Origin of the sequence: Pseudoalteromonas sp. Z9A4 (genome assembly GCF_011378845.1) — a bacterium.
GTDB classification, from domain to species: domain Bacteria; phylum Pseudomonadota; class Gammaproteobacteria; order Enterobacterales; family Alteromonadaceae; genus Pseudoalteromonas; species Pseudoalteromonas arctica.
Window position 1 is genome coordinate 12,683 of the sequence record NZ_WTLA01000023.1, and the last position, 21,652, is coordinate 34,334.

Below are 21,652 nucleotides of genomic sequence, written 5' to 3' on the forward strand. Positions count from 1 at the left end.
GAACCAACTTACATAAGTGTATTACGTTTAAATTTACGCTAATTAGCAAACCGCCAGCGCTGGACCCTACGTTAAGTTGTGCGCTGATGTTGCTTATATAAGTGAATAATAAAAATGTAACGATACAACTAAATATAAAGAAGGAATTTGCATGATAAAACCACTTTGCTATTCACTTATCACTTTACTTACCCCCATTGGCGCTATAGCTCAAACAATGGCAATAAAAACAACGGATGAATTAGTATCAACCGATTCAGAGATTTTATTTGCATATAATAAAGAATCAAAACAATTAGAAGCCATCAATTTACTCACATCACTAAGTAGTGAACTTGCTTTACCAAAAAATGCCATCGGGTTTGATGTGGCTACACTTGCTAACATTACCGATAAACAAGCACTCGTACTAACAAGTGATGGTGTATACAAATCCTATGCTGGTAAACCAACACTATTGTTTAATTATGAGTCGGTTCTAAATCAATTAAAAATAGATAAATTTGAAAAAGTAGACTTTGTTTTCGATGCCAACAATGACGGTCTAAGCGATATTTTCATCCCTGGGTTAGCAAGCAGTACTTTATACATTCAAAATAAAGATGGCAGCTTTAAGCCTAACAAATTTAAACAAACACCTATGTATGAAGGCAGCTTTTCAGGAAAAGGGCTTTCTCTAGAAGTTAATATTAACAATAAACCCGTCGTTATCGATTTTAACCACGACGGGTTGAACGACCTGATTTTTTCAAATGACTTTGGAGCAGATGTACTACTTGCTAATCCAGAAGGCTTTGAGCAAAAGCTCACCTCAATTGATTTTAACATCGAATTAGGCGAGCTAAGCAATGGCGAAACTCGCAAAATAAAGCAAATTATTGATATTAATAACGACGGATTTCTAGATTTTACAACTAGACAGTTTAAGCCAACGCAAGGTATGGATTCGTTAGATATAAAAATAGCACATACTTTGTACCTAGGAAGTGCTAAAGGCTTTAGTAATACGCCCATTACCTTATTTGAAACACAAGGCCCTAGTGAGTTATTGCTCAAAACTGATTTTAATAATGATGGCTTAATTGATTTACAAAAAATGGATTTAGAAATTGGATTAGGTACTATTGCGTCTATGGCATTGGGCGGTGGCAGTACTGATGTAGATGTAGAAATGAACATTTATAAGCAGCAACCCGACGGCTCATTTGCCAATAAATCGAGTATAGAACTTGATTTAGAAATGGAAGTGGGAATGAACGGCGATGACTCAGAGCCAGCACTCTATTTAGGTGATATTAACGGCGACAGCTATATTGACGCAGTATACAAATACAGTAAAAAAACGCTCTATATTTATTACGGAGAGCAAGACTCACTGCTAAATGATAAACGTAAAAAATTAAAACTAACGCTGCCTAAAAATAATAAAGATATTCTTCTGGTAGACATAAACCAAGACGGTAAAAAAGATTTTGTATTTAAATTTACCGAAGAAGATGGCACCAGCAAAATAGAAACACGCTTAAATTAAGCCAATAAAAAAGCCCAACAGAGTTAACCGTTGGGCTTTGGACTTAAGATTTTCGAGTAACAATCAACTCTGCTGCTAAATGTAATAACTAAGCAGTTACATTTAGCAGTGAATCGCCTTCACTTAAACCAAACTTCTCTTGCACTGATGCAAGGATTGATTCTTTATCTTCATCAGACAACTGGCTTGAATACTCAGTTAATAGCTCATCTAAGTAGCTGACTACTTCGTCTGTATCGACTGATTCTAATGAGTTCTGTGGTGGCGGTGGAGGTCTTTGACCTTCCACTCGTCCTGCATCACCAATGCTTTTAGCATCAAACTCAAGTTCGCTCATTAAATCAGCAAGCTCTTTTGTTGGTTCAATACCTTGTTCTTTAAATGCCGCTTGAATACTTTGCGCATCGTCGCTAGTTAAGTTTTCTGCATCAAACTGTGCAAGCGTTTCTTTAACAAAATCACTTTGCTCTGTTGTTAATTTTGCAGCTTGGCTACTTTGTTGCGGCATAAAACTCGCAGAGCTGCTGCCAATATTATTAATCATTTTAGTATCCTTTCAACGTTCACGACGAGGTGGTTTATGTTCGCTAAGTTCTTGTTCACTAATTTCGCCATTACCATCAGCATCTATAGAATCAAAAATTGTTTGTGCATCGCCGTGCGGCGGTTTTTTAGCACTAAACTCTTCAAAATTAATTACCCCATCGCCATCGGTATCAATAGTTGAAAAGTCAGGTTTTTCAGGAGGATTGTCACCGCCTCGAGCAGCTACATTAGCTGAAAAAGCAATAGATAATATTGCCACAGTGGCAAGAGTTGAAAAATGCTTCATAGTAATAACCTCGTATTTAAGAATTAAACTAAGCTTACGCTTTAAAAACGCAAACAATGTGCAAATAATGAGTAAGTAGTGAATTATTTTGATAAAAAATAGTAATCTAAATACTTATTTAAAAAGTTCTAGTTGATTGCCTTGCAATCAATATATAAGCTAATAAAATAATACGATTAATTACTCTCAGGCAGTAGTGTTACTGCCCTTAATTCTCAAAGCTGATATACTGCTTGAGCCAATTAAACAAACAAATACAGAGCACTTTCATAAATAATGATTAATAACCAACCCTACTTAGCAGGCAATCTGTGAAAATACCTAAACGCCTACAACCCCTTGTTGATGATGGCCTTATTGACGAAGTTATAAGCCGACTAATGAGCGGTAAAGAAGCCGATGTATTTATTGTCCGCTGTGGTGAGCACATTCGCTGTGCGAAAGTGTATAAAGACGCGGTTAAACGTAGCTTTAAAAAAGCGGCACAATACCAAGAAGGCCGTAAAGTACGTGGAGGACGCCAAGCGCGTGCTATGGGTAAACGTTCTAGCTATGGCCGTCAATTAGAAGAAGAGATTTGGCAAAATGCCGAAGTTGATGCGTTATCTCGTTTAGCTGGTGTAGGTGTACGTGTTCCTGATACTTACTTTTGTATTGATGGCGTGCTGCTTATGGAACTCGTGTCGGACGAGGACGGTAACGTAGCCCCTCAACTTGGACATGTCGTTTTTAGTGAAGAGCAAGCGATTGAGCAGCATAAACTCATGATGCATTACATTAAGCTTATGCTTTGCGCAGGTATAATACACGGTGATTTATCTGAATTTAATGTACTTGTAGATAATAACGGCCCTGTAATTATAGATTTACCGCAAGCAGTTAACGCTTCAGCAAATAACAGTGCACAAGCTATGTTTGCACGCGATGTAAATAACATACGCCGCTACTATGGTGAATTTGCGCCAAGCATACTAAAAACTCAATACGCTAAAGAAATGTGGGCATTATTTGAAGAGGCAAATTTAACGCCTAATTCAACGCTTACTGGTGAATTTGAAGACAGCGATGAACTTGCCGATGTAGATTCTATTCTTGATGAAATTCAGGCGGCAGAATACGAAGAGTTTGACCGTTTAGAGCGAATTAAAAATGCTGACGATGATGAGTAGCTCATCGTCATAGCTCACTAATACCTCTTACTGCGGGTGCACAAATCGGTAGCCAACCCCATAAACAGACTGAATAACACTTTCAGTTTGTGTCACTTCATCTAGTTTTTTACGCAACTTTTTAATATGGCTATCAATAGTACGGTGGCTCACAATACGCTGATCGGCGTACATAGTGTCCATTAAACTATCGCGCGAATAAATACGATTTGGTTTATTAAACAAAGGTTTAAATAACTGAAATTCAAAGTTAGTAAGCTCAATACAACTGGTTTTAAATTTTACAGTGTAGGTACTTTCGTCAAGTTGCATAACTGTTGCTTTTGGCTCTGCGCTATTAAGGCGTCTTAAAATAGCTTTTACACGAGCCACCAGCTCGGCATAACTAAATGGTTTGCAAATATAATCATCTGCACCGAGCTCTAAGCCAAGTAAGCGATCAATTTCTTCTACCTTTGCCGATACCATAATAATAGGCACATTAGAAAACTGTCTAATTGCTTTACACAATTCAATACCACTTTGACCAGGTAACATTATATCGAGCAAAATTACGCTGGGTCTGTTAATTTCAAGCCAAGGTAATACTTCATTTCCGTGATGTATTTGATGAGTAACAAAATGATGGCTACTTAAAAAGTCACTCATTAAGTTAGCTAGCTTTACTTCATCTTCTACAATCAGTATTTGTTCGCTCATAGAGTTCTCTGTTATTAGTAATCCAAACTTAGGATAAAAATACCATATCAAACAAAGTTCAAGTTACGTATTTTTTATATTAATCAACTAAAGCTAAATAGTTGGTAGCCTAATAATAATAGCAAGACCGCCTAAAGTGGCTTTTTCAGCGGCTATTTCACCTTTATGCCCTTTAACTATATGCTGGCAAATAGATAAACCTAAGCCCGAACCACCCTCTTGGCGATTACGCGAACTATCTACTCGATATAAATACTCAAACAAATGCGATAAATGAGACTGTTCTACACCTACGCCATTATCTTCAATTATAAGCTCTAAGTAGGTTTGCCCTTTAATGCTTATATTGTTAGCCGTTAATGAAATAGTGGTGCATTGTGCATAATGCACCGCGTTCATTAAAATATTATCGAGCAGCTGCAAAAGTCGGGTTTTATCTGCTTGTACCGTTATATGTTTAGCGCTATTGAGTAAGTAAATTTTTATATTGTGCTGCTCAAGTATAACCTGATATTTTTGCTCAATAGTATTTAATAATAAAGCCATATCAGTAGGTTGCATAGTGTAATGCATACCACCTAACTCTGCGCTATTAAGCATATGCAAATCATCAATCAAGCGTTTTAAATGCAATGCCTCGTCGTTAGCCGAGTTAATGTTTTTTGCATTAGGCTCACGTATGCCAAGTAGCATAGCTTCAAGCTCACCGAGCAAAATACTCATTGGCGTTCTAAGCTCGTGAGAAATATTAGCTAGCCAACGTTTACGTACTTGCTCGTCTTTAGCGAGTGTAAATGCAAGGATATTAAAATCTTCGCTTAATTGGCCTAACTCGTCTTTTCGCTCAAGCGTAAGTTTGGTCTCGTAATTACCTTGCGTTAAGCGATGCATACCGTTAGCAATTTGCTTTACTGGGCTAACTAAGTGGCGAGACAATAAAAAGGTAACTAGCAATGTAAGCAATACAGCGGCTAAAGCAATAAACCATAAGTAGTTAGTTTGCTGCTGTAAAAAATCAAGCTCATAACCATCAACCAAGCTATCTCTTTTGGAAACAGCTAAGTAACCCACTGTTTTATCGCCCACTGTAATTGGGGTTGTTATATATTTTAAATCGCTGAGGTATCTACCCACTACTCGCTGCTTATTTTCATCAAGCAAAGCGTAGTGAGCAATATTTTCAGGTGGTAGGCGGCGCTCTCTCCCTAAACGAATATGATCGGGTGGCGGCCGTCGCATCATTCCCCCTCTGGGGCCTGGACCTTCTGGTGGCCTAGGTAAAAACTGGCTATTTTCTAGCTGAGATTCAACAAGTTTTCTAAAATTTTCGTCACCGCCAACAACACGTTTCCATGAGGGGGTCTGTTCGTACTGTTTTGACAGCTGCGCAACAAGTGGTTCAAGCGCTTTTACTTCTTTTGCATTAACAAAATCAATTACGCCTTGCCCTATACTCCACTGTATAAGTACCACCAGCCCTGCAATAACACTAAAAGTAAAACTAAATAGTATTAAAAAAAGTTTATTATGAATCTTCATTAATGCGTGTTTTCAACCTTGCTAGGAAAGCTTTCAAATCGGTATGTTATAAACTCTTTGGTTTGATCGTTAACATACAGCGTAGCAACTATTTTTTTGCCCTGAGCGGTCCAATACATATGACCATGATTATTTAAAGTAACCGATACGGTATTTATACCACTTTTAAATAAGTTAGCAGGTAAATGCAATGCATGTCCGTAAATTCGCTGTATTTTAACCCCATTTATATATAAATGAGCATGACCTTGTAAAAAGCCCGTGTCATCGTTTGTAGTAACGCTCATCATTTGCTGCATGTTCATTGCGCCCTCAGGGGGTACAGATAAATCATAGCGCTGCGTATCTAAAATTAAGTTATAACCCGACATACTATCTTTTAATAACTTAAGGCTTAATGCCGGGATTGGCGTATCACTTGGCACTGCTATAGGCATATGGCTATGATCCATCATTTCCTGCTGCGCAAAGAGCTTAAAGCTCAATAGCGCAGCAGTAGTTAGGATCAATGCGTATTTAAAATAACGCATAGTTACTCCTTACATTCCCGGTGGTGGACCCATTGTTTCGCCCGTATCACAGCGACCAATTGAATTATCGGCTAATTGACCTTTAAAACGAGGCCCTATTTGATAAGGAAAAGAAGGCTGTAATTTACCATCACTGTCTAACGTTAGTGTTATATGGTAGTGATAACCCTTGCCATCGTTAGTATCGTGGCCGTTATGCTCATCTAATTGAGCACCGGTTACTGTTTTTTGTGCGTAGTAGAAATCTTCAAAGTAATAACCATCGTCGGCATTTAATGTATTACCAGAGAGCGTCGTTACTTCTGCGCCAATAGCAGGACCTGCATCACTTGTTTGTGTACCTTGGCTAACATCGTATTGATCGACTAAAGTACAGCTTCGCTCACCCTCAGTACCACAACCACCTTCACTTTCTGATGCGCCATAATCACGCATTTCCCAGCCACTTAATGCAAGTTGACCGTTACTTTCATAAGGACCATAAAGTGGATAACCATCAGCTGCAAACCCATAAATAGGTGAATGCGCATCGCCATCATCTTCAAGTAAATCAGCTAAACAACTAGTGTAAAAATGGTGATGATATTCACCGTTAGCAGCATGTCCGCCACACACATCAACATCGTATTGCTCTGCAATTGGCGCTAATGTATACCAAATATTATTACCGTAGCTCATACCATCGCCCCAGTTAAATATACTGGTGCCATTAACCATTAAGCCAACTGTACCTAAACCTGTTTCACAAGTTTCAGTGTCAGATAAATCGGTAGGTGTTATCGGAAAATACGCCTCAACTGTTTGTTCTGTCGGGCAACCTGGTCCTGGAGGCCAATAGCCTGCACCGCCTGTGTCATCACAGTTTTCAGTGCTGCTGTTATAGCCAATATCTTCACCAAACGAAATGGTTTGCCCTACTGCTGCTGAGGTTACACCGTTATAAAAATCAGTAGCTGCACGCGGGCGATTATTTAACGTGTCTACTTGGTCTTGTGTAAGTGTTACGTCATATTTAGGAATGTCAGTTGTTTGCACATACATGTATTCAACGTCAGCATCTTCCTCAGTAACGGTAACAACCTCAACTGATTGAACATCTTCAACCACTGCGCCATTGTTTTGTATATAAGTAGAGGTTGTATCGTTGTTGATTAACCAACTGGTAAGTTTTGCACTATTATCAACTGCACCACTATCTGAGTCTGATGAAGCAATAACATTAACTGTAATTGTATCTACAACAACATCGTTTGTGCCGTCATCTGCACTGATTTCAAACACAAGTGCTTCATCGGTTAAAACTTCAGGTGCAACAAACTCAGTAGAAGTTGCTGTACTTGAAGATAAGCTAACGGTAGTGCCTGATGTTTGTGACCAGCTAACAGATACTTCGCCATCATCTTCAACTGTTGAACTTAAATAAACGGTATCGCCCGCATTAACAGCTTGGTCAATACCGGCGTCAACCGTTGGAGCACTATTACTGACTGTTTCGCCGTCTGTTGTAGAGCTTGTAGAATCGCTATTACATGCGCTTAAAGCTATACAAAGCGCACTTAACGCAAATAACTTAGTTACATTAGAGGCTTTTGTTTTAAGAAGTGTTTTCAATGTTTGAACCTTTACATTAACTTTTGATAAAATATTTTAACAAGTAAAAGTGCAAACAATGTGCACAAATTAAGGAAAAATAAACATAAAACTAGATTTGTGGTCGTTTAAGTACAAATTTGTCTTTAGTGGTTGCATAGTAATCCCCACCCATTCTACCTACCGCATCTAAAAGTGTTGGGTCAATATAACCGTCAACAAACACCTCATCGTCAACACAAATACCCACTATGTCTAACAACATCATTTGCCCGCCACCTGGCTCGCTTGAAAAAGTAATAACTTCACGTAGCTTACACTCATAGCGTACTTTTGAATCAGCAACACTCGGCACTGCGACCATTTGGCTATCAATTTTAGTTATATTTGCAGCATCAAACTCACTAACATCACTAGGGTAATTAGCACAGCTTTGATTCATTTTTTCAACCAGTTCATGGCTCACAATGTTAATCACACATTCTTTAGTCGCTAATAAGTTAATTAATGTATCTTTGCTTGGTTTATCGCGTGGATTTACTTGCGTCACACTCAATACTGGTGGGTTACAACTCGCTACTGTAAAAAATGAGTAAGGAGCAATATTAGCCACACCGTCGCTACTTAATGTACTTATCCACGCAATTGGACGAGGACTGATCCCGTCAACTAAATACGAATAAACATTAAGCTCTTTATTTACAGTTAAATCTAAAAACATATTTTTCCTTTTAATACATTAAAACTAAATCTTAATTTAAGTTAGTTACGTATAGGTTTGGCTGACTTAGTTAAATAACAAGCTAATTTTTATCTCTATTTAAAGCAATAAACAAATTATATGAAAATAAACATCGTGTGGTTTAAACGTGATTTGCGTCTTAGCGATCATCAACCATTAAAAAATGCATTCAGTAATGGCTTACCTACCCTATTACTTTATAACTTTGAGCCATTACTGCTCGAAGATGCACACTACAATGAGCGGCACTGGCGCTTTGTATATCAGTCTGTCGTTGAGTTAAACAATCAACTAGTGCGCTTTAATGCCTGTGTTTATATCTTTAATTTAAATATGAGCGATTTACTTGAATCGTTAAAGACGCAGTTTGAAATAGTTAATATTTTTAGCCATCAAGAAATAGGCTTAAACAACACCTTTGAGCGCGATAAAGCAATAAAAGCATGGTGCCAGCATAACCATATTAACTGGCAAGAGTCGCAAACAGACGCGGTTATTCGCGGCAAAAAAAATCGTAATAATTGGAACGAACGCTGGCAGCAAACAATGCAAGCACCTATTGCTGTTCCTAATTGGAAGAGTATAAAAACAATTACTCTCAATAACTACCAAGCACCAACATTACCAACTACCTACACGCAAGATCACGACAGCTTTCAACAAGGTGGCCCGTTGCATGCGCGAACTGTAATGCAGAGCTTTTTTGCCGAGCGCGGTAAAGGTTATCAAAAAGGAATATCGAGCCCAAGTTTAAGCCAAACTCATTGCTCTCGGCTTTCCCCGTATTTAGCGTGGGGGAATATTAGCCTTAGGCAAGTGTATCAAATGGCCATTGATGAATATCATTCAAAACACCCTGACAAAAGAGGCTGGAAGCGCCCGCTTGCTGCGTTTGTATCGCGCTTGCATTGGCACTGCCACTTTATGCAAAAGTTTGAGAGCGAATGTTCTATGGAGTTTTTAGCCCTCAATCCGGGTTATCATGTATTTCCGTATCGTGATGATGAACATGTTAAAAACGATATTGAACGCTGGGCGCAAGGTCAAACAGGTATTCCCATTATTGACGCTTGCATGCGCTGCTTAAAAGCCACCGGCTATATAAACTTTAGAATGCGCGCCATGCTTGTAAGCTTTGTAACGCATCATTTAAATATAAGCTGGCAGCAAGCAAGCTTTCCTCTCGCTAATTACTTTTTAGATTTTGAGCCCGGAATTCACTACCCACAAATTCAAATGCAAGCCTCGGTAACCGGCATTAATACCATTAGGCATTACAACCCAATTAAGCAGTCGGAAGATCAAGACCCAACAGGTTCATTTATTAAAAAGTGGTGCCCCGAGCTTGAAAAACTCCCTATTGAATATTTACATCAGCCTTGGGAGCAAACTCCGATGGAAGCACTCTTTAACGACTTTAAGTTAGGGGAGGATTACCCTGAACCCATGCTTGATTTAACCACTGCTTCAAAAGAAGCACGCGAGCGCTTATGGCAATACCGTGAGCGAGCTGATGTTAAACACGCCATAGGGAGGATTCTTAAAAAGCACGTTGGAGATACTCAAAAAGTTACTCGAACAAAAAGTAAAACGGATACTAAAAGTAACAGCAAGGCTAAGTAAGCATGGCGCACAAAAAACTAAACTTACCTCAAAAAACATGCCCTATTTGTAATAAACCTTTTACGTGGCGTAAAAAATGGCAGCGCGACTGGGATAACGTTATTTTCTGTTCAGAGCGCTGCAGGCGTAATAAATAAGAGTAAAAATTAACTGGCGTCTATTTTGCAACATCATCAGTAATTAGTGCTTTTAAGGCTTTATATAAGTTTATTTTGTAAATAACGCTTAGCTAACCTGAAAAGCTTACACTCAAGCAAGGAGAAGATGATGACTATTAAAAAAACGGCTAGTTCAACATGGTCTGGCGATATTAAAACAGGCAAAGGTAGCATATCAACTCAAAGTGGCGCGCTTAACAAACAACCTTATGGTTTTAATACCCGCTTTGAAGATAAGGCAGGCTCAAACCCTGAAGAATTAGTAGGTGCAGCTCACAGTGCATGTTTTAGTATGGCGCTTTCGCTTGCATTAGGTGATGCAGGCTTTACCGCAGATAAAATTGATGCTAAAGCCACCGTAAGCCTTGATGAAGTAGATGACGGTTTTTCAGTAACGCATATTGCCCTTGAGGTAAAAGCGCGTATTGATCATATTCAAAACGAGCAGTTTCAAGCCTTATGTGAGCAAACCAAAAAGAGCTGCCCTATTTCCAAGCTCTTAAATACCGAAATATCACTAGATGCGACACTTCAATCAGCATTTTAAATATTTAGACTTAACTATTTAGACTTAACTGTTTAGACAGTTCCTTACTAAAAAAGCCAAGTAAGTAATTACTTGGCTTGCTTATTATAAAGAAGTATTTTTAGGTTTATTCCTACTCAAAGTACTTACTACAAGCCCTATTCCCATCCCAATTGTTGGCCATACTACCCATATATAACTAGGCGAAGTTAGTAAATTTATAACGCTTAGCAAAGTTAAAATAAGTAAATATCCTTTAATTTTTTTGCCTAATGTCACTGTATTGCTCATTTATATTCTCCAAGTAATGTATGTCGCTATTATTGTTTTAATAAGCAACGTACACACCTGCTAAATGTCACTAAGTGATCTGACATTAGTCATCACTTTTCATTTAATTACATAGTTATTTATTATGTATAAAAACAATACTTTAATCTATTTGTGTTAGAATCTAATCTCAACTAACCTAAACAAATAAACATAAGAGGATGAGCTAAATGAGCGAAAAATCAAAAGATTGTGAAAAAGTTACGTGTAGTAACTGTGCTGACGCTAACGATCTCGAATTTGATTTTTCTATGGCTTTTCAACCGATTATAAACTGTAAAACTAATCTTATTTATGGCTATGAAGCGCTGGTTAGAGGTTTAAATGGCGAGTCTGCTTATTCAATCATTTCAAAAGTAAATGAAGACAACCGCTATGCATTTGATCAGCTTTGCCGCATTAAAGCCATTCAATTAGCCTCAAAGCTGGGCATAACATCAATGCTAAGCATTAACTTTTTACCTAATGCTATTTATAAACCTGAGCGATGTATACGCACCACGCTAGAAGCTGCAAAAAAGTATAACTTCCCAATTCAAAATATTATGTTTGAATTTACTGAAGTAGAAAAAATAGAAGACACCGCACACATAAAGCGCGTTGTTGATTACTATCAGTCTCTCGGATTTAAAACCGCCACCGATGACTTTGGTGCAGGTTATTCTGGTTTAAATCTACTGGCTGACTTTCAAACAGATATTATTAAGCTGGATATGGCGCTAATACGCGATATAAGCAACGACAAAAAACGCCAATTAATAGTAACTCATTGCTTAAATATGTTTCGCGATTTAAATATTATCGCACTGGCTGAAGGGATTGAAACAGTAGATGAATATACATGGCTTAAAAACGCAGGTGTTGAGCTTATGCAAGGGTATTTATTTGCCAAACCAAGCTTTGAAAACTTGCCTGAGGTAAATTTTGAGGACATAGGTGCTGATTAATACTCAACACCTATTATTTATTAAAACCTTATTGAATTTAAGTAAGGCTTAAACTACATATTACCTAGCTCTATCATCATCGCTGTGTACATACGCAAATTAAGCTTAAGTTGCTCAATGGTCATAAATTCATGCTCTGAGTGACCGGTGTAGCGCTTGCCTGGCATTGAAGGACCAAACGATACCGCATTATCAAACAGCTTTGCGTTAGTGCCACCACCTATTGATACAAAGTCAGCTTTTTCGTCGCCCGTAAAATGCTTGAAAATATCAAGCAGCTTTTGCGCATGCGGCGCGCTATCAAGCAGCATAGGTGTGCCAATAATTGTTTCTATGTTAGCAAGCGTTACATTGTTAGCAGCTTGCCAATTAGCGAGCGCATCATCAATTTGCTTTTGTAATACAGCTTCGTCTTTACCCATAGGGCGACGTGCATTTACAGCAAGTGTTAGCGCATTAACATCGCGCTCAATAACGGTTGGTGCCACTGTCATCGGGCCCATAAAGTCGTGCTTGTAAGCTATTTCGCCAAACTGTTTACCATGAATATCTAAACCAATTAACTGATTCACAAAGTCGATTAGCTCACCGTCACTGTTATTTTCAAGCTCCACGCCTTTAAATAACTCAGCTAAATAAGCAATGGCATTTATACCCGACTCCGGCTCTGATGAATGCGCCGACATACCTTTAACACTTATTGCTAAGGCATCATTTTGCTCACTAAAGTTAAACTCAACTTTATTTAATGTTTTGGCTTTTGCTTTTAATGTATTAATAAGTGCAGCGTCTGCATTGTGAAGTACTAAGCTGGCGTCTTCTGGAATTTGGCTTCTAAACGCACCGCCAGTTACATCCTTTACATATAAACCCGTTTGTGGTGATGTTGCATTAAAAGTAGGTGCAATTAAGCTCCAGCCTTTCTCGGCAACCACTACAGGGTATGATGCATCAATCGTTACTGCATATTTTGGTTGTTCATACGTTTTCATAAATTGAGTAAGCGGACCCCAATCAGACTCCTCAGCAAGGTAAATCATAAGCTCAATTCGGTTATTAAGGGTTATGCCTTTATCTTTAATTGCTTTCATGGCGTAAAGCGCTGTTGCTATTGCACCTTTATCGTCTTCCGTACCACGACCAACTAATTTTCCCGGTTCAGATGTATCAATAATAAAAGGACTTTGTTTCCATTTGCTAGCATTAGCAGGTTGCACGTCACCGTGCGTTACTACCGTTACTTTTTCGCTTTGCTCGCCCATTCCAATTAAAACGGTGTAGCCTAAATCTTGGTAGTCAAAACCAAGCTCTGCGGCTTTCATTTTTAAAAGTGCTTTAAAGCCAATAAAATCGGGATTTTGAGGAGCTGTAATGTCGCTTTTATTAACGGTCGGAAAAGCCACTAAGTTAGTTAGTGTGTGTATTTGAGCATTTTGGTAGGTATTTACTGCGTAATCGGCAACGCTATCAATATTTTTATTTAACTGCGCATGAGCACCAAACGCAAATAAAGCAATACTGGCTAAAGCTAACTTTTTCAAAACAATTCCCATTTAATTAATAACTAAGAGCGGTAATTATAACGCTATGAAGCGCTTACTTATAGCTCTTTACGCTAAACACACAGGTAACTTAAGCTGAATATTTATATAGCAGCTTTTATGAGGATGACTGTATAATGCGCGACTTAAAATTAACAGGGTATTTAATTGTGAACCGTCGTAAAAAAATCGTCACTAAATTTCAAAAGAAAGATAAACGCACTAACGCTAAACTACATAAAAGCAACAAACCTGGTTATGTGTCAAAAGCTGAGCGCGAAAAACTAGCTGAACAAGAAAGTAATGAGCCAGAGGTAATCCAAGAGTAACTCTACGCTACCCGATGCTTTGATAATTTAAAGTGGCAAAAGTACCGACCACTTACATAACCAACTACTGCCGTGGCAACTATAAGTTCAAACGTAGCTAAGTAATTAACTGTATCTACATATGGCATTGCGAGGTTTATACTTTGCATCCAGTCTTTCATTTTAAATAATGCAGTTGCCCCAATAACCATTGGAAATGTAAAAGCAGCGTAGCTCGGCGTAAAAGGCCTGCGTAATAACTTTATAAATAACACATAAACAATCAGTGTTTTTATTATCGCTAATATAAATAATGCCCCCACTATAAAGAGTGATGGATTAGCTACAATATGAAAATACCCCGCTAATGTTAAACTGGCAGGCGCAGCTAAAATGGCAAGTGTTGGCTGTATTTCGTAGTCACTTTTTAATGCTAATAAAAAGCGATAAAACATAATTGGCAGCATAATACTGTACGTTGATATACCAATCACCAGTGCGCTATAAGCTAACCGCGCTAATGTCGGATTTCCCGAAAAAGTAACATCTGCAATAATTATCCCCACTGGCGGCACAAACCAGCTGGGCGCCATATCCTCGAAGTTAAACTTTTTTGCTCGCTGGTATAAAAAACTCACCAAAAATGTGAGATGCAGCACAAAAGCTAAAACCCACATAATGTCGCCAGCTAATGAATTAAATTGCCCAACTGAGTTTGAAATAACAAGATTAGCCATTGCAAATGTAGGGATCACACTTCCTGCAACTGGGTGTGCTAAATCGGCTTTTAATAAATGAGGGTGTAGTAAAAACTTAGCAGCCAAAAGTAAAACTAATACGCCAGCTAGTACCGCTCCCAAAAATTGCCCTTGGGAGTTTAAATTAAAAACGTTTTCCCATGTCCATCCCATACTAGCAATACCCAAAGTTAAACCGGCCATAGCTGTTGGCGCACCCATCACTTTATTTTTAAATTGCTTAAACACTGTATTTCCTAATTATTGGGTGATGAACAAGTTACTGCTTTTTACTGCATTGCCTTAAAATAACGCTGTAAAATTAGTACAAGCGTGCTTAATAGAACGCTTTTTGCGTACAAATATTTCATAAAAATAAGTTTACGGCTTACATATTAAAACGCAAAAAAAGCCATAACACAGTTATGGCTTTTGCTTTATTTTTAAAATTTAGTTTAGTTAGAACGCGTAACTAACGCTTACATTAAATGAACGACCCTGCCCAGCAAGTTGTTCAAACCCGTTGCTGCTATCTTGTTTAAGTGCCGCAATACTTACACCACCTAGCGGAAGTTGGTAGTACTCATCAAACACGTTACTCACTTCTGCGCTTAGCGTTAATGAATCCCATGTGGCTTTAGAGCTTAAATTAACCAGGCTGTAGCTGTCTGTTTGGTTTTCAAAACGATTATTATCTACACGGCTTTTAGTATCGACCCACTGCCAAGATAACGCGTTTTCAAATCGACCTATTTGCTGGCTAATACCTAGCTGGGTTTGCAGTGGTTTAATTTGATAAAGCGGCTGGTTAGTATCGTCGCGCTTGCCTCTCGTATTAGTAACGTTAGCGTGTAACTGCCAGTTACCTAATTGCTTAGATTCATAAATGTTGGCTGTTAAATCTATTTTTGCACCATACAAAATAGCATCTACATTAGTAAACTGAAAAATGTTACGCGCTGTATTGTCCAAGTCATAACTATTGAAGCTTCTTATAATATCAGCATCAATATAGTCACTCACATCTGTATACCAAACATTGGTGCTTAATCGCCAACGGTCATCTTTAGCCGATTTAATATAAGTAGCACTTATTGTATGCGCTGTTTCAACGTCTAAATCAGGGTTACCAATATAGCCATTACCATCGCCATACCAACCAATCATGGTGGTTGCCATGGTACTTACACCCCAACTGTATCGCTCGTATAAATTAGGCGCTCGGTTTTTACGGGCAAGACCAAGTTGCAGCTCATCATAATTTGTTATTTGGTAGTTAATTAATAAGTTAGCATCAACTATAGTGTCGGTTTTATCTCTGTCGCCAGCATTAAAATTCTGTGCAGCAATGGTATTATCTGTAGACGTATCGCTCATGGTCATACTTTCCATACTACTCATATCGTCCATATCCGTCATACTCATGTCATCGTTGTAAGATTGAACCTCTCCAACATGGGTATTAATACTTTCAATGCGTACGCCTGCGTTTAACCATAACTTTGTATTTATTTGGCTCTCAAATTCTGCAAATGCCGCTATGCGCTCTCGTTTGCCGTTATTTACATTTACGTAATCGTCTGGTCCCATCATGGTTGAGCCTTCAATACCTGGCCACCAATCATCAATACTGTAATTGTAATATTCTTGACCGAGTAAAATACTGCTGTTTTTATCAAGCGCGATACGCCATTTAAGCTGCGTACTTATATCTTGTGCATCGGTTTTCATTGGCATCATGCCTGTTTTTTCTTCACTGAAAAAGCCCATTTCGTGCTTTACGCTATGCCAGTTAACTTGCCCTTCAAGCTCGCTGTTTTCAAAGGAGCGCTTGTATTGAGCTATTGCACCGTAACTGGTGTTATCGGTCATATCCATATACTGATTTGCAAATCCCTGATACGGGATTTTTTGATGCGTTAGCTTTATAACTAATTGCTGTTTATCATCGCGCATAGCTGCGGTTAAACTATGATTTTGTGCTCGATACAATGTATCTAATACTACATCGCCGTTACCGTCTTCATAACTATCTGCGTCACTAAACGAACCCTGATAATTAAGGCTAAACGTGTCACTTGCTAAACGTGCACCAACGCCAAGTTTACGTCCGTTATCAACGCTACTGTACTTTGCTGACACATAACCTGAGTGCCAACCTAATTCATTGCTATCGCTATACTGTGTTGAAATAGAATTAACGCTTATTACACCGGCAATATTATCCCCGCCCGCGCTTACTGGCGACACGCCTGCAACCACATTGTAAGACGTAATTTGATTAGCCGAGATATACGAAAGTGGCGGGTTCATATGATTAGCGCATGCAGCGGTTACATCTGCACCATCAACTAACACTTTAACTCTGTCGCCCATTAAACCATTTAAAATAGGTAAGTTAGATACGCCGCCCGCTGCTGAAAAATCGACACCTAAATCACTTAATAACGATTCTGACGAACCAAGTGCTAAATGCTTATTTTGAGCATGTCCGTGTACTTCAATCACTTCTAAAGGCGTATCGTCGGCAAATGCAAAAGGAGATAGCACACCGCTAATAAAAAGTGCGACAGGCGTTAGTAAATATGTTTTTTGAGTTTTGCTTTTATAAACCATTGTTAATTTATGCCACTGTAATAATTGACGTAATTATAGTATGAGTTGCAAAAGCAAAAGCGCGACATATTGTCGCACTTTATCAATTTAAAATGTTGTTAGGTGTGTTTGAACACATAAGAAGGCAGCTTTAAACATAGGAACATGCAATTAACTAAGTATTTAACTTAGCTACCGTTTGAGAAACAATATCGGCTCCATGTTCAATCTCTTTAATAACCTCAGACACATTAGCAATAAGCTCTCTTCCTTGTTTTGATGAGTCTGAAACTGACGTTATTTGCTTTGATATATCATTAGTGAGCTCTTGGTTATTTTTAACAACACTTGCTATTTCATTAGTAGAGCGACTCGTGCTGGCTGCAAGCTGCCTTACTTCATCAGCTACTACAGCAAAACCTCGACCATAATCACCAGCACGCGCTGCTTCTATTGCGGCATTAAGTGCCAGTAAATTAGTTTGATCCGCAATGCTGCTAATTGTCGAAACAATGGAGCCTATGACCGCAGACTGTTCATTAAGATTTTTTATTAAATCTACCGATTTAAGTACTTGGCTTACAATGGCGTCGGAGTTCGCTATAGAGCTTTGTAGTATTTCAGAGCCTTTTTTAGCGGTTGTAGCAGTAGCTACCGCCGATTCATGTGCTATTGCAGCGGCTTCTGTCACTGCACTGTTATTATTAATTCGATCGGTAATATTTGATGCAAACTTAATTATTTTAATTACATTACCTTTGCTATCTAAAATTGGGTTATAAGTTGCTTCTAACCAAATTTCTGAACCGTCGGCGGTAATACGTTTAAATTTTCCTGACTTAAACTGCCCCTGCGCTAATTCACTCCAAAAGCGTGGGTTTTTCTCATAAAACAATTTAGTACAAAACATTTTATGATGCTTGCCTACAATGTCTTTTAAGCTATAACCTATTGTTGCTAAAAAGTTTTGGTTCGCCTTTAAAATATTACCCTCTGGGGTAAACTCTATTGTAGCCAAGGCTTTGTCGAGTGCATTTGCAATAGCTTCTTGCGCTTTTCTTTGTATGTAACTGTTTGTAATATCAGAGGCTATTTTAATAACTTTGGTGACTACGCCGCGCTCTTCTACAGGAAAGTAAGTTGCCTCAAGCCAAAGCTTATCGCCATTAGCTTTGTACCTTAAAAACGAGCCTGCTTTAGAATTCCCTGCTCTCAATGCTTGCCAAAATTGACTATATTCGTTTGACTTTGCATATTCAGGTTCGCAAAACATACGATGATGCTTACCAATTATTTTCTCTTTGCTATACCCAATCGTTTTTAAAAACAACTGGTTTGCATCTAATATTATTCCATCAGGTGTAAACTCTATATAAGCAACGTGCTTATTAATTGCCGATAAAATAGATTGTTTTTGAATTAATTGAAGCTCCATTTCTTCAATTTTTGCGTTTCTTTTAGAAATACCAAACATATAAAAACCTTAAGGAGTAAATTAGTACAAAAATTAGCAAATTAATGTGATATCAATATGTAGCTGTACTGTAAATATAAGCTTTAAATAACCTTTCGGCTAATATTTAATATCTTATATATATATGCTTTATAAATAGTTTTTTTATTTTATAAATGTTAAGTAGCATTTTCTTCTAATTAACATTTTAAAAACCTAATAAAACCACTAATTTATGCATGACTCTGTACTTTTTTTAACTTAAAATAGCGCCCTCACAGACTACCCTCTCACACCAAAATTTAAGCATACACATAATATTTCCTATTCAAGATCTATTGTGCAGTTTCATTTTTAAAATTAAACCTTAAGGGATCATCTATGACATCAGATGTAACGTCGGCATCTAGTCAACTTAACAGAACCGCTATTTTACTCGTATTAGCGCTAGGCACATTTATTTTAGGATTATCTGAGTTTTCGATGATGCCTATGCTGCCACTAATTAGAGAAACATTTGGCTCAACGCCCTCACAAAGTGGTTACGCAATTAGTGCTTACGCCATTGGTGTTGTAGTTGGCGCCCCTATTTTAATGCTCACTACAGCTAATATGAGAAAGCGCAAAGCATTGCTCATTTTTATAAGCTTAATGTTTATCTCAAACGGGTTAAGCGCGATGGCAACATCGCTTGAGCAGCTTGTAATATTTAGATTTTTAAGTGGTTTACCTCATGGTGCATATTTTGGCGCGGCTATTTTATTAGCATCGGATATTGCCCCAAAAGGTAAGCGTGCTAGCTTTATGTCTAAGGTGTTTATGGGTTTAACTGTAGCTACTATTGTTGGTGTGCCTGTTGTAACACTTGTGGGTCAAAACCTTAGTTGGCGGTATTGTTTAGCCGGCGCTGCAGTGCTTGCATTTATTGCTTTTATTTTTGTTTATAAAGTAGTTCCAAATATAGATAACGCTAAGCCTTCTAACTTACTAAACGAGTTTGGCGTACTTAAAAACAAACTGGTTTGGTCTATTTTGGGTATTGTAATTATTGGCTTTGGCGGGGTGTTTTGTATTTATACTTACATTGCAGACACCATCTTAGTGGTAACAAAAACAGCCCCGTATACTATTTCTATCGCAATGGTAATGTTTGGTATTGGTTGTACGCTCGGTAACTATGTACTGGGTAAAGCAGCCGATAAATCAGCAATTAAAACGACTGGCCTTGCGCTTGTATGTACCATTGTATTTGCCTTTGCTTATGTAACGGCAAGCCATAATATTTGGGCTCTTTATGCAGTGATCTTCTTTATTGGTTGCAGTGTGGGCTTGGCTACGCTGATTCAAACGCTTTTAATGGACGTTGCACCCGAAGGCCACGCTATGATTGGTGCCTTAGTACAGTGCGCATTTAATACTGCCAATGCTATAGGCCCTTGGGTCGGTGGAATTGCAATAGCACAGGGTGCTGCACCTAATCAAACAGGTTACGTTGCAGCTGCATTATTTTTAGGTGGTTTGGGTATGTGGCTACTAAGTTACTTACAACTAAATAAACAGCAACCAACAGCGCAAGCTACTAATTAACTTGAGTTCAGATTAATTTAAAATACAAAAAGAGCCGCTAATTAGCGGCTCTTTTTAGGTAAAATTAAGCGTTTAACGATGCCATATCAATAACAAAGCGGTATCGTACGTCTGACTTTTCCATACGCTCGTATGCAGTGTTAATTTCGTCAATGTTGATCATTTCGCACTCAGGTAGCACGTTATTTTCACCACAAAAGTCGAGCATTTGTTGCGTCTGTGCAATACCACCAATAAGTGAGCCTGCAATACGACGGCGACCCATTAATAATGGCACCGTGCTTAGCTCATCTACAGGACCAACTTGGCCTACGATAACTAAAGTACCATCTACATCAAGTAGTGGTGTGTAAATAGATAAATCATGTTTTACAGGTACCGTATCTATAATGACGTCAAAGGCAGATTGCGAGTCTTTCATTTCGTCATCATTAGATGACACTAAGTAATGCTGAGCACCCAATTTAACCGCATCATCTTTTTTAGACTCACTACGGCCAATTACCGTAACGCTTGCGCCCATTGCAACTGCATTTTTAACGGCCATATGGCCAAGTCCGCCTAGACCAACAACACCAACACGGCTACCTTTTTTTACGCCCCATTTATGAAGTGGCGAGTAAGTAGTAATACCTGCACAAAGTAGCGGTGCTACGCGAGAAAGGTCTAAATTTTCTGGTACGGAAAGTACGAATTCTTCGCGTACAACAACATGTTTAGAATACCCACCTTGGGTCATTTCACCACTAATGCGGTCTTTGCCTGCGTAAGTACCAATCATACCTTCGCGGCAAAATTGCTCTTCATCGTTATCACATTGATCGCAGCTTTGGCACGAATCAACCATACAACCAACAGCAACCGTGTCGCCTTGCTTGTATTTTTTAACGTCGCTACCTACCGACATAACTTTACCAACAATTTCATGCCCAGGTACTAATGGGTAGTCACTGCCACCCCAATCATTTCGTACGGCGTGTAAATCTGAATGGCACACACCACAGTATAAAATTTCAATTTCTACATCGTTATTTCGTAAATCGCGGCGCTCAAAAGAAAACTCTGTCAATTCAGAACCTTGGCTTTTTGCTGCATATCCTACTGTTTTCATAATAACTCCATAGTGGTTAAAAATTTAAATCATCAACAGCATAGTACATAGCCTGTGAATAGAACCTGACAATATAAAATAGGCACAAAAAAAGCCCAAACAGT

Annotated in this window: 20 protein-coding genes and 1 pseudogene; 8 read left to right on the top strand and 13 right to left on the bottom strand. The window is 38.4% G+C overall.

Translation table 11 applies throughout. From position 1 onward, the window contains the following. Positions 1-151 precede the first annotated feature (151 nt). The gene (locus GQR54_RS15095; protein ID WP_166378675.1) at positions 152-1,531 is read left to right on the top strand and encodes a VCBS repeat-containing protein; all 1,380 of its coding nucleotides are present in this window, start codon (positions 152-154) and stop codon (positions 1,529-1,531) included. Between the two features lie 88 nt (positions 1,532-1,619). Here the strand turns inward: GQR54_RS15095 and GQR54_RS15100 are convergent, their stop codons facing one another. Beyond that, positions 1,620-2,075 carry a hypothetical protein gene (locus GQR54_RS15100; RefSeq protein ID WP_166378677.1) on the bottom strand — a complete coding sequence of 152 codons (456 nt, stop codon included), beginning with the start codon at positions 2,073-2,075 and terminating at the stop codon, positions 1,620-1,622. 12 nt (positions 2,076-2,087) lie between these two features. Beyond that, positions 2,088-2,363, bottom strand: coding sequence for an EF-hand domain-containing protein (locus GQR54_RS15105; protein ID WP_166378679.1), 276 nt, complete (start codon positions 2,361-2,363; stop codon positions 2,088-2,090). Between the two features lie 311 nt (positions 2,364-2,674). On the opposite strand from GQR54_RS15105, the gene GQR54_RS15110 reads away from it, so the two are divergent. Next, positions 2,675-3,532: a PA4780 family RIO1-like protein kinase gene (locus GQR54_RS15110; protein ID WP_007376869.1), complete on the top strand. Its 858-nt coding sequence runs from the start codon at positions 2,675-2,677 to the stop codon at positions 3,530-3,532. 27 nt (positions 3,533-3,559) lie between these two features. On the opposite strand, the gene GQR54_RS15115 is transcribed toward GQR54_RS15110, so the two are convergent. The 5 genes and pseudogenes from GQR54_RS15115 to GQR54_RS15135 all read right to left on the bottom strand — a co-directional run bounded on the left by GQR54_RS15115 (position 3,560) and on the right by GQR54_RS15135 (position 8,611). Beyond that, positions 3,560-4,231, bottom strand: a complete 672-nt coding sequence (locus tag GQR54_RS15115; protein ID WP_166378681.1) for a response regulator — start codon at positions 4,229-4,231, stop codon at positions 3,560-3,562. Between the two features lie 93 nt (positions 4,232-4,324). Then, complete coding sequence (locus GQR54_RS15120) at positions 4,325-5,770, bottom strand: ATP-binding protein (RefSeq protein ID WP_166378683.1); 1,446 nt, start codon at positions 5,768-5,770, stop codon at positions 4,325-4,327. Continuing rightward, complete coding sequence (locus GQR54_RS15125; RefSeq protein WP_024589245.1) at positions 5,770-6,300, bottom strand: hypothetical protein; 531 nt, start codon at positions 6,298-6,300, stop codon at positions 5,770-5,772. The genes GQR54_RS15120 and GQR54_RS15125 overlap by 1 nt, the downstream gene beginning before the upstream one ends. A 9-nt stretch (positions 6,301-6,309) precedes the next feature. After that, positions 6,310-7,970: pseudogene (locus GQR54_RS15130) on the bottom strand (YHYH protein). Positions 7,971-8,002: 32 nt separating this feature from the next. Then, positions 8,003-8,611 carry a flavin reductase family protein gene (locus GQR54_RS15135; RefSeq protein ID WP_166378687.1) on the bottom strand — a complete coding sequence of 203 codons (609 nt, stop codon included), beginning with the start codon at positions 8,609-8,611 and terminating at the stop codon, positions 8,003-8,005. 120 nt (positions 8,612-8,731) lie between these two features. On the opposite strand from GQR54_RS15135, the gene GQR54_RS15140 reads away from it, so the two are divergent. The 3 genes from GQR54_RS15140 (at position 8,732) to GQR54_RS15150 (ending at position 10,960) form a co-directional block, all read left to right on the top strand. Further along, entirely contained in the window at positions 8,732-10,255 is a 1,524-nt protein-coding gene (locus tag GQR54_RS15140) for a deoxyribodipyrimidine photo-lyase (protein ID WP_166378689.1), read from the top strand. A 2-nt stretch (positions 10,256-10,257) separates the two neighbouring features. Then, the gene (locus GQR54_RS15145; protein WP_166378691.1) at positions 10,258-10,392 is read left to right on the top strand and encodes a DUF2256 domain-containing protein; all 135 of its coding nucleotides are present in this window, start codon (positions 10,258-10,260) and stop codon (positions 10,390-10,392) included. Between the two features lie 130 nt (positions 10,393-10,522). Next, positions 10,523-10,960: an OsmC family protein gene (locus GQR54_RS15150; protein WP_166378694.1), complete on the top strand. Its 438-nt coding sequence runs from the start codon at positions 10,523-10,525 to the stop codon at positions 10,958-10,960. 84 nt (positions 10,961-11,044) lie between these two features. Here the strand turns inward: GQR54_RS15150 and GQR54_RS15155 are convergent, their stop codons facing one another. Beyond that, positions 11,045-11,230, bottom strand: a complete 186-nt coding sequence (locus tag GQR54_RS15155; protein WP_166378696.1) for a 2TM domain-containing protein — start codon at positions 11,228-11,230, stop codon at positions 11,045-11,047. A gap of 209 nt (positions 11,231-11,439) precedes the next feature. Between GQR54_RS15155 and GQR54_RS15160 the strand changes: the two genes are divergently transcribed. Further along, entirely contained in the window at positions 11,440-12,216 is a 777-nt protein-coding gene (locus GQR54_RS15160; protein ID WP_166378698.1) for an EAL domain-containing protein, read from the top strand. 53 nt (positions 12,217-12,269) lie between these two features. On the opposite strand, the gene GQR54_RS15165 is transcribed toward GQR54_RS15160, so the two are convergent. Then, positions 12,270-13,757 carry a dipeptidase gene (locus GQR54_RS15165; RefSeq protein WP_166378700.1) on the bottom strand — a complete coding sequence of 496 codons (1,488 nt, stop codon included), beginning with the start codon at positions 13,755-13,757 and terminating at the stop codon, positions 12,270-12,272. 137 nt (positions 13,758-13,894) lie between these two features. Here GQR54_RS15165 and GQR54_RS15170 point away from each other — a divergent pair, with 137 nt between their 5' ends. Beyond that, entirely contained in the window at positions 13,895-14,086 is a 192-nt protein-coding gene (locus GQR54_RS15170) for a DUF2986 domain-containing protein (RefSeq protein WP_008169531.1), read from the top strand. Between the two features lie 2 nt (positions 14,087-14,088). Here the strand turns inward: GQR54_RS15170 and GQR54_RS15175 are convergent, their stop codons facing one another. The 3 genes from GQR54_RS15175 to GQR54_RS15185 form a co-directional block, all read right to left on the bottom strand. Next, on the bottom strand, positions 14,089-15,051 hold the full coding sequence (locus tag GQR54_RS15175) for a TDT family transporter (RefSeq protein WP_166378702.1): 963 nt from the start codon (positions 15,049-15,051) through the stop codon (positions 14,089-14,091). A gap of 210 nt (positions 15,052-15,261) precedes the next feature. Next, a complete protein-coding gene (locus GQR54_RS15180; protein WP_166378704.1) occupies positions 15,262-17,418 on the bottom strand; it encodes a TonB-dependent receptor in 2,157 nt (718 codons plus the stop codon). Positions 17,419-17,572: 154 nt separating this feature from the next. After that, positions 17,573-18,871, bottom strand: coding sequence for a PAS domain-containing methyl-accepting chemotaxis protein (locus tag GQR54_RS15185; protein WP_166378706.1), 1,299 nt, complete (start codon positions 18,869-18,871; stop codon positions 17,573-17,575). Between the two features lie 360 nt (positions 18,872-19,231). Between GQR54_RS15185 and GQR54_RS15190 the strand changes: the two genes are divergently transcribed. Continuing rightward, entirely contained in the window at positions 19,232-20,437 is a 1,206-nt protein-coding gene (locus GQR54_RS15190; protein ID WP_166378708.1) for an MFS transporter, read from the top strand. 64 nt (positions 20,438-20,501) lie between these two features. Here GQR54_RS15190 and GQR54_RS15195 read toward each other — a convergent pair whose 3' ends face one another. Further along, positions 20,502-21,548: an NAD(P)-dependent alcohol dehydrogenase gene (locus GQR54_RS15195; protein ID WP_007581239.1), complete on the bottom strand. Its 1,047-nt coding sequence runs from the start codon at positions 21,546-21,548 to the stop codon at positions 20,502-20,504. Between the last annotated feature and the right edge of the window lie 104 nt (positions 21,549-21,652).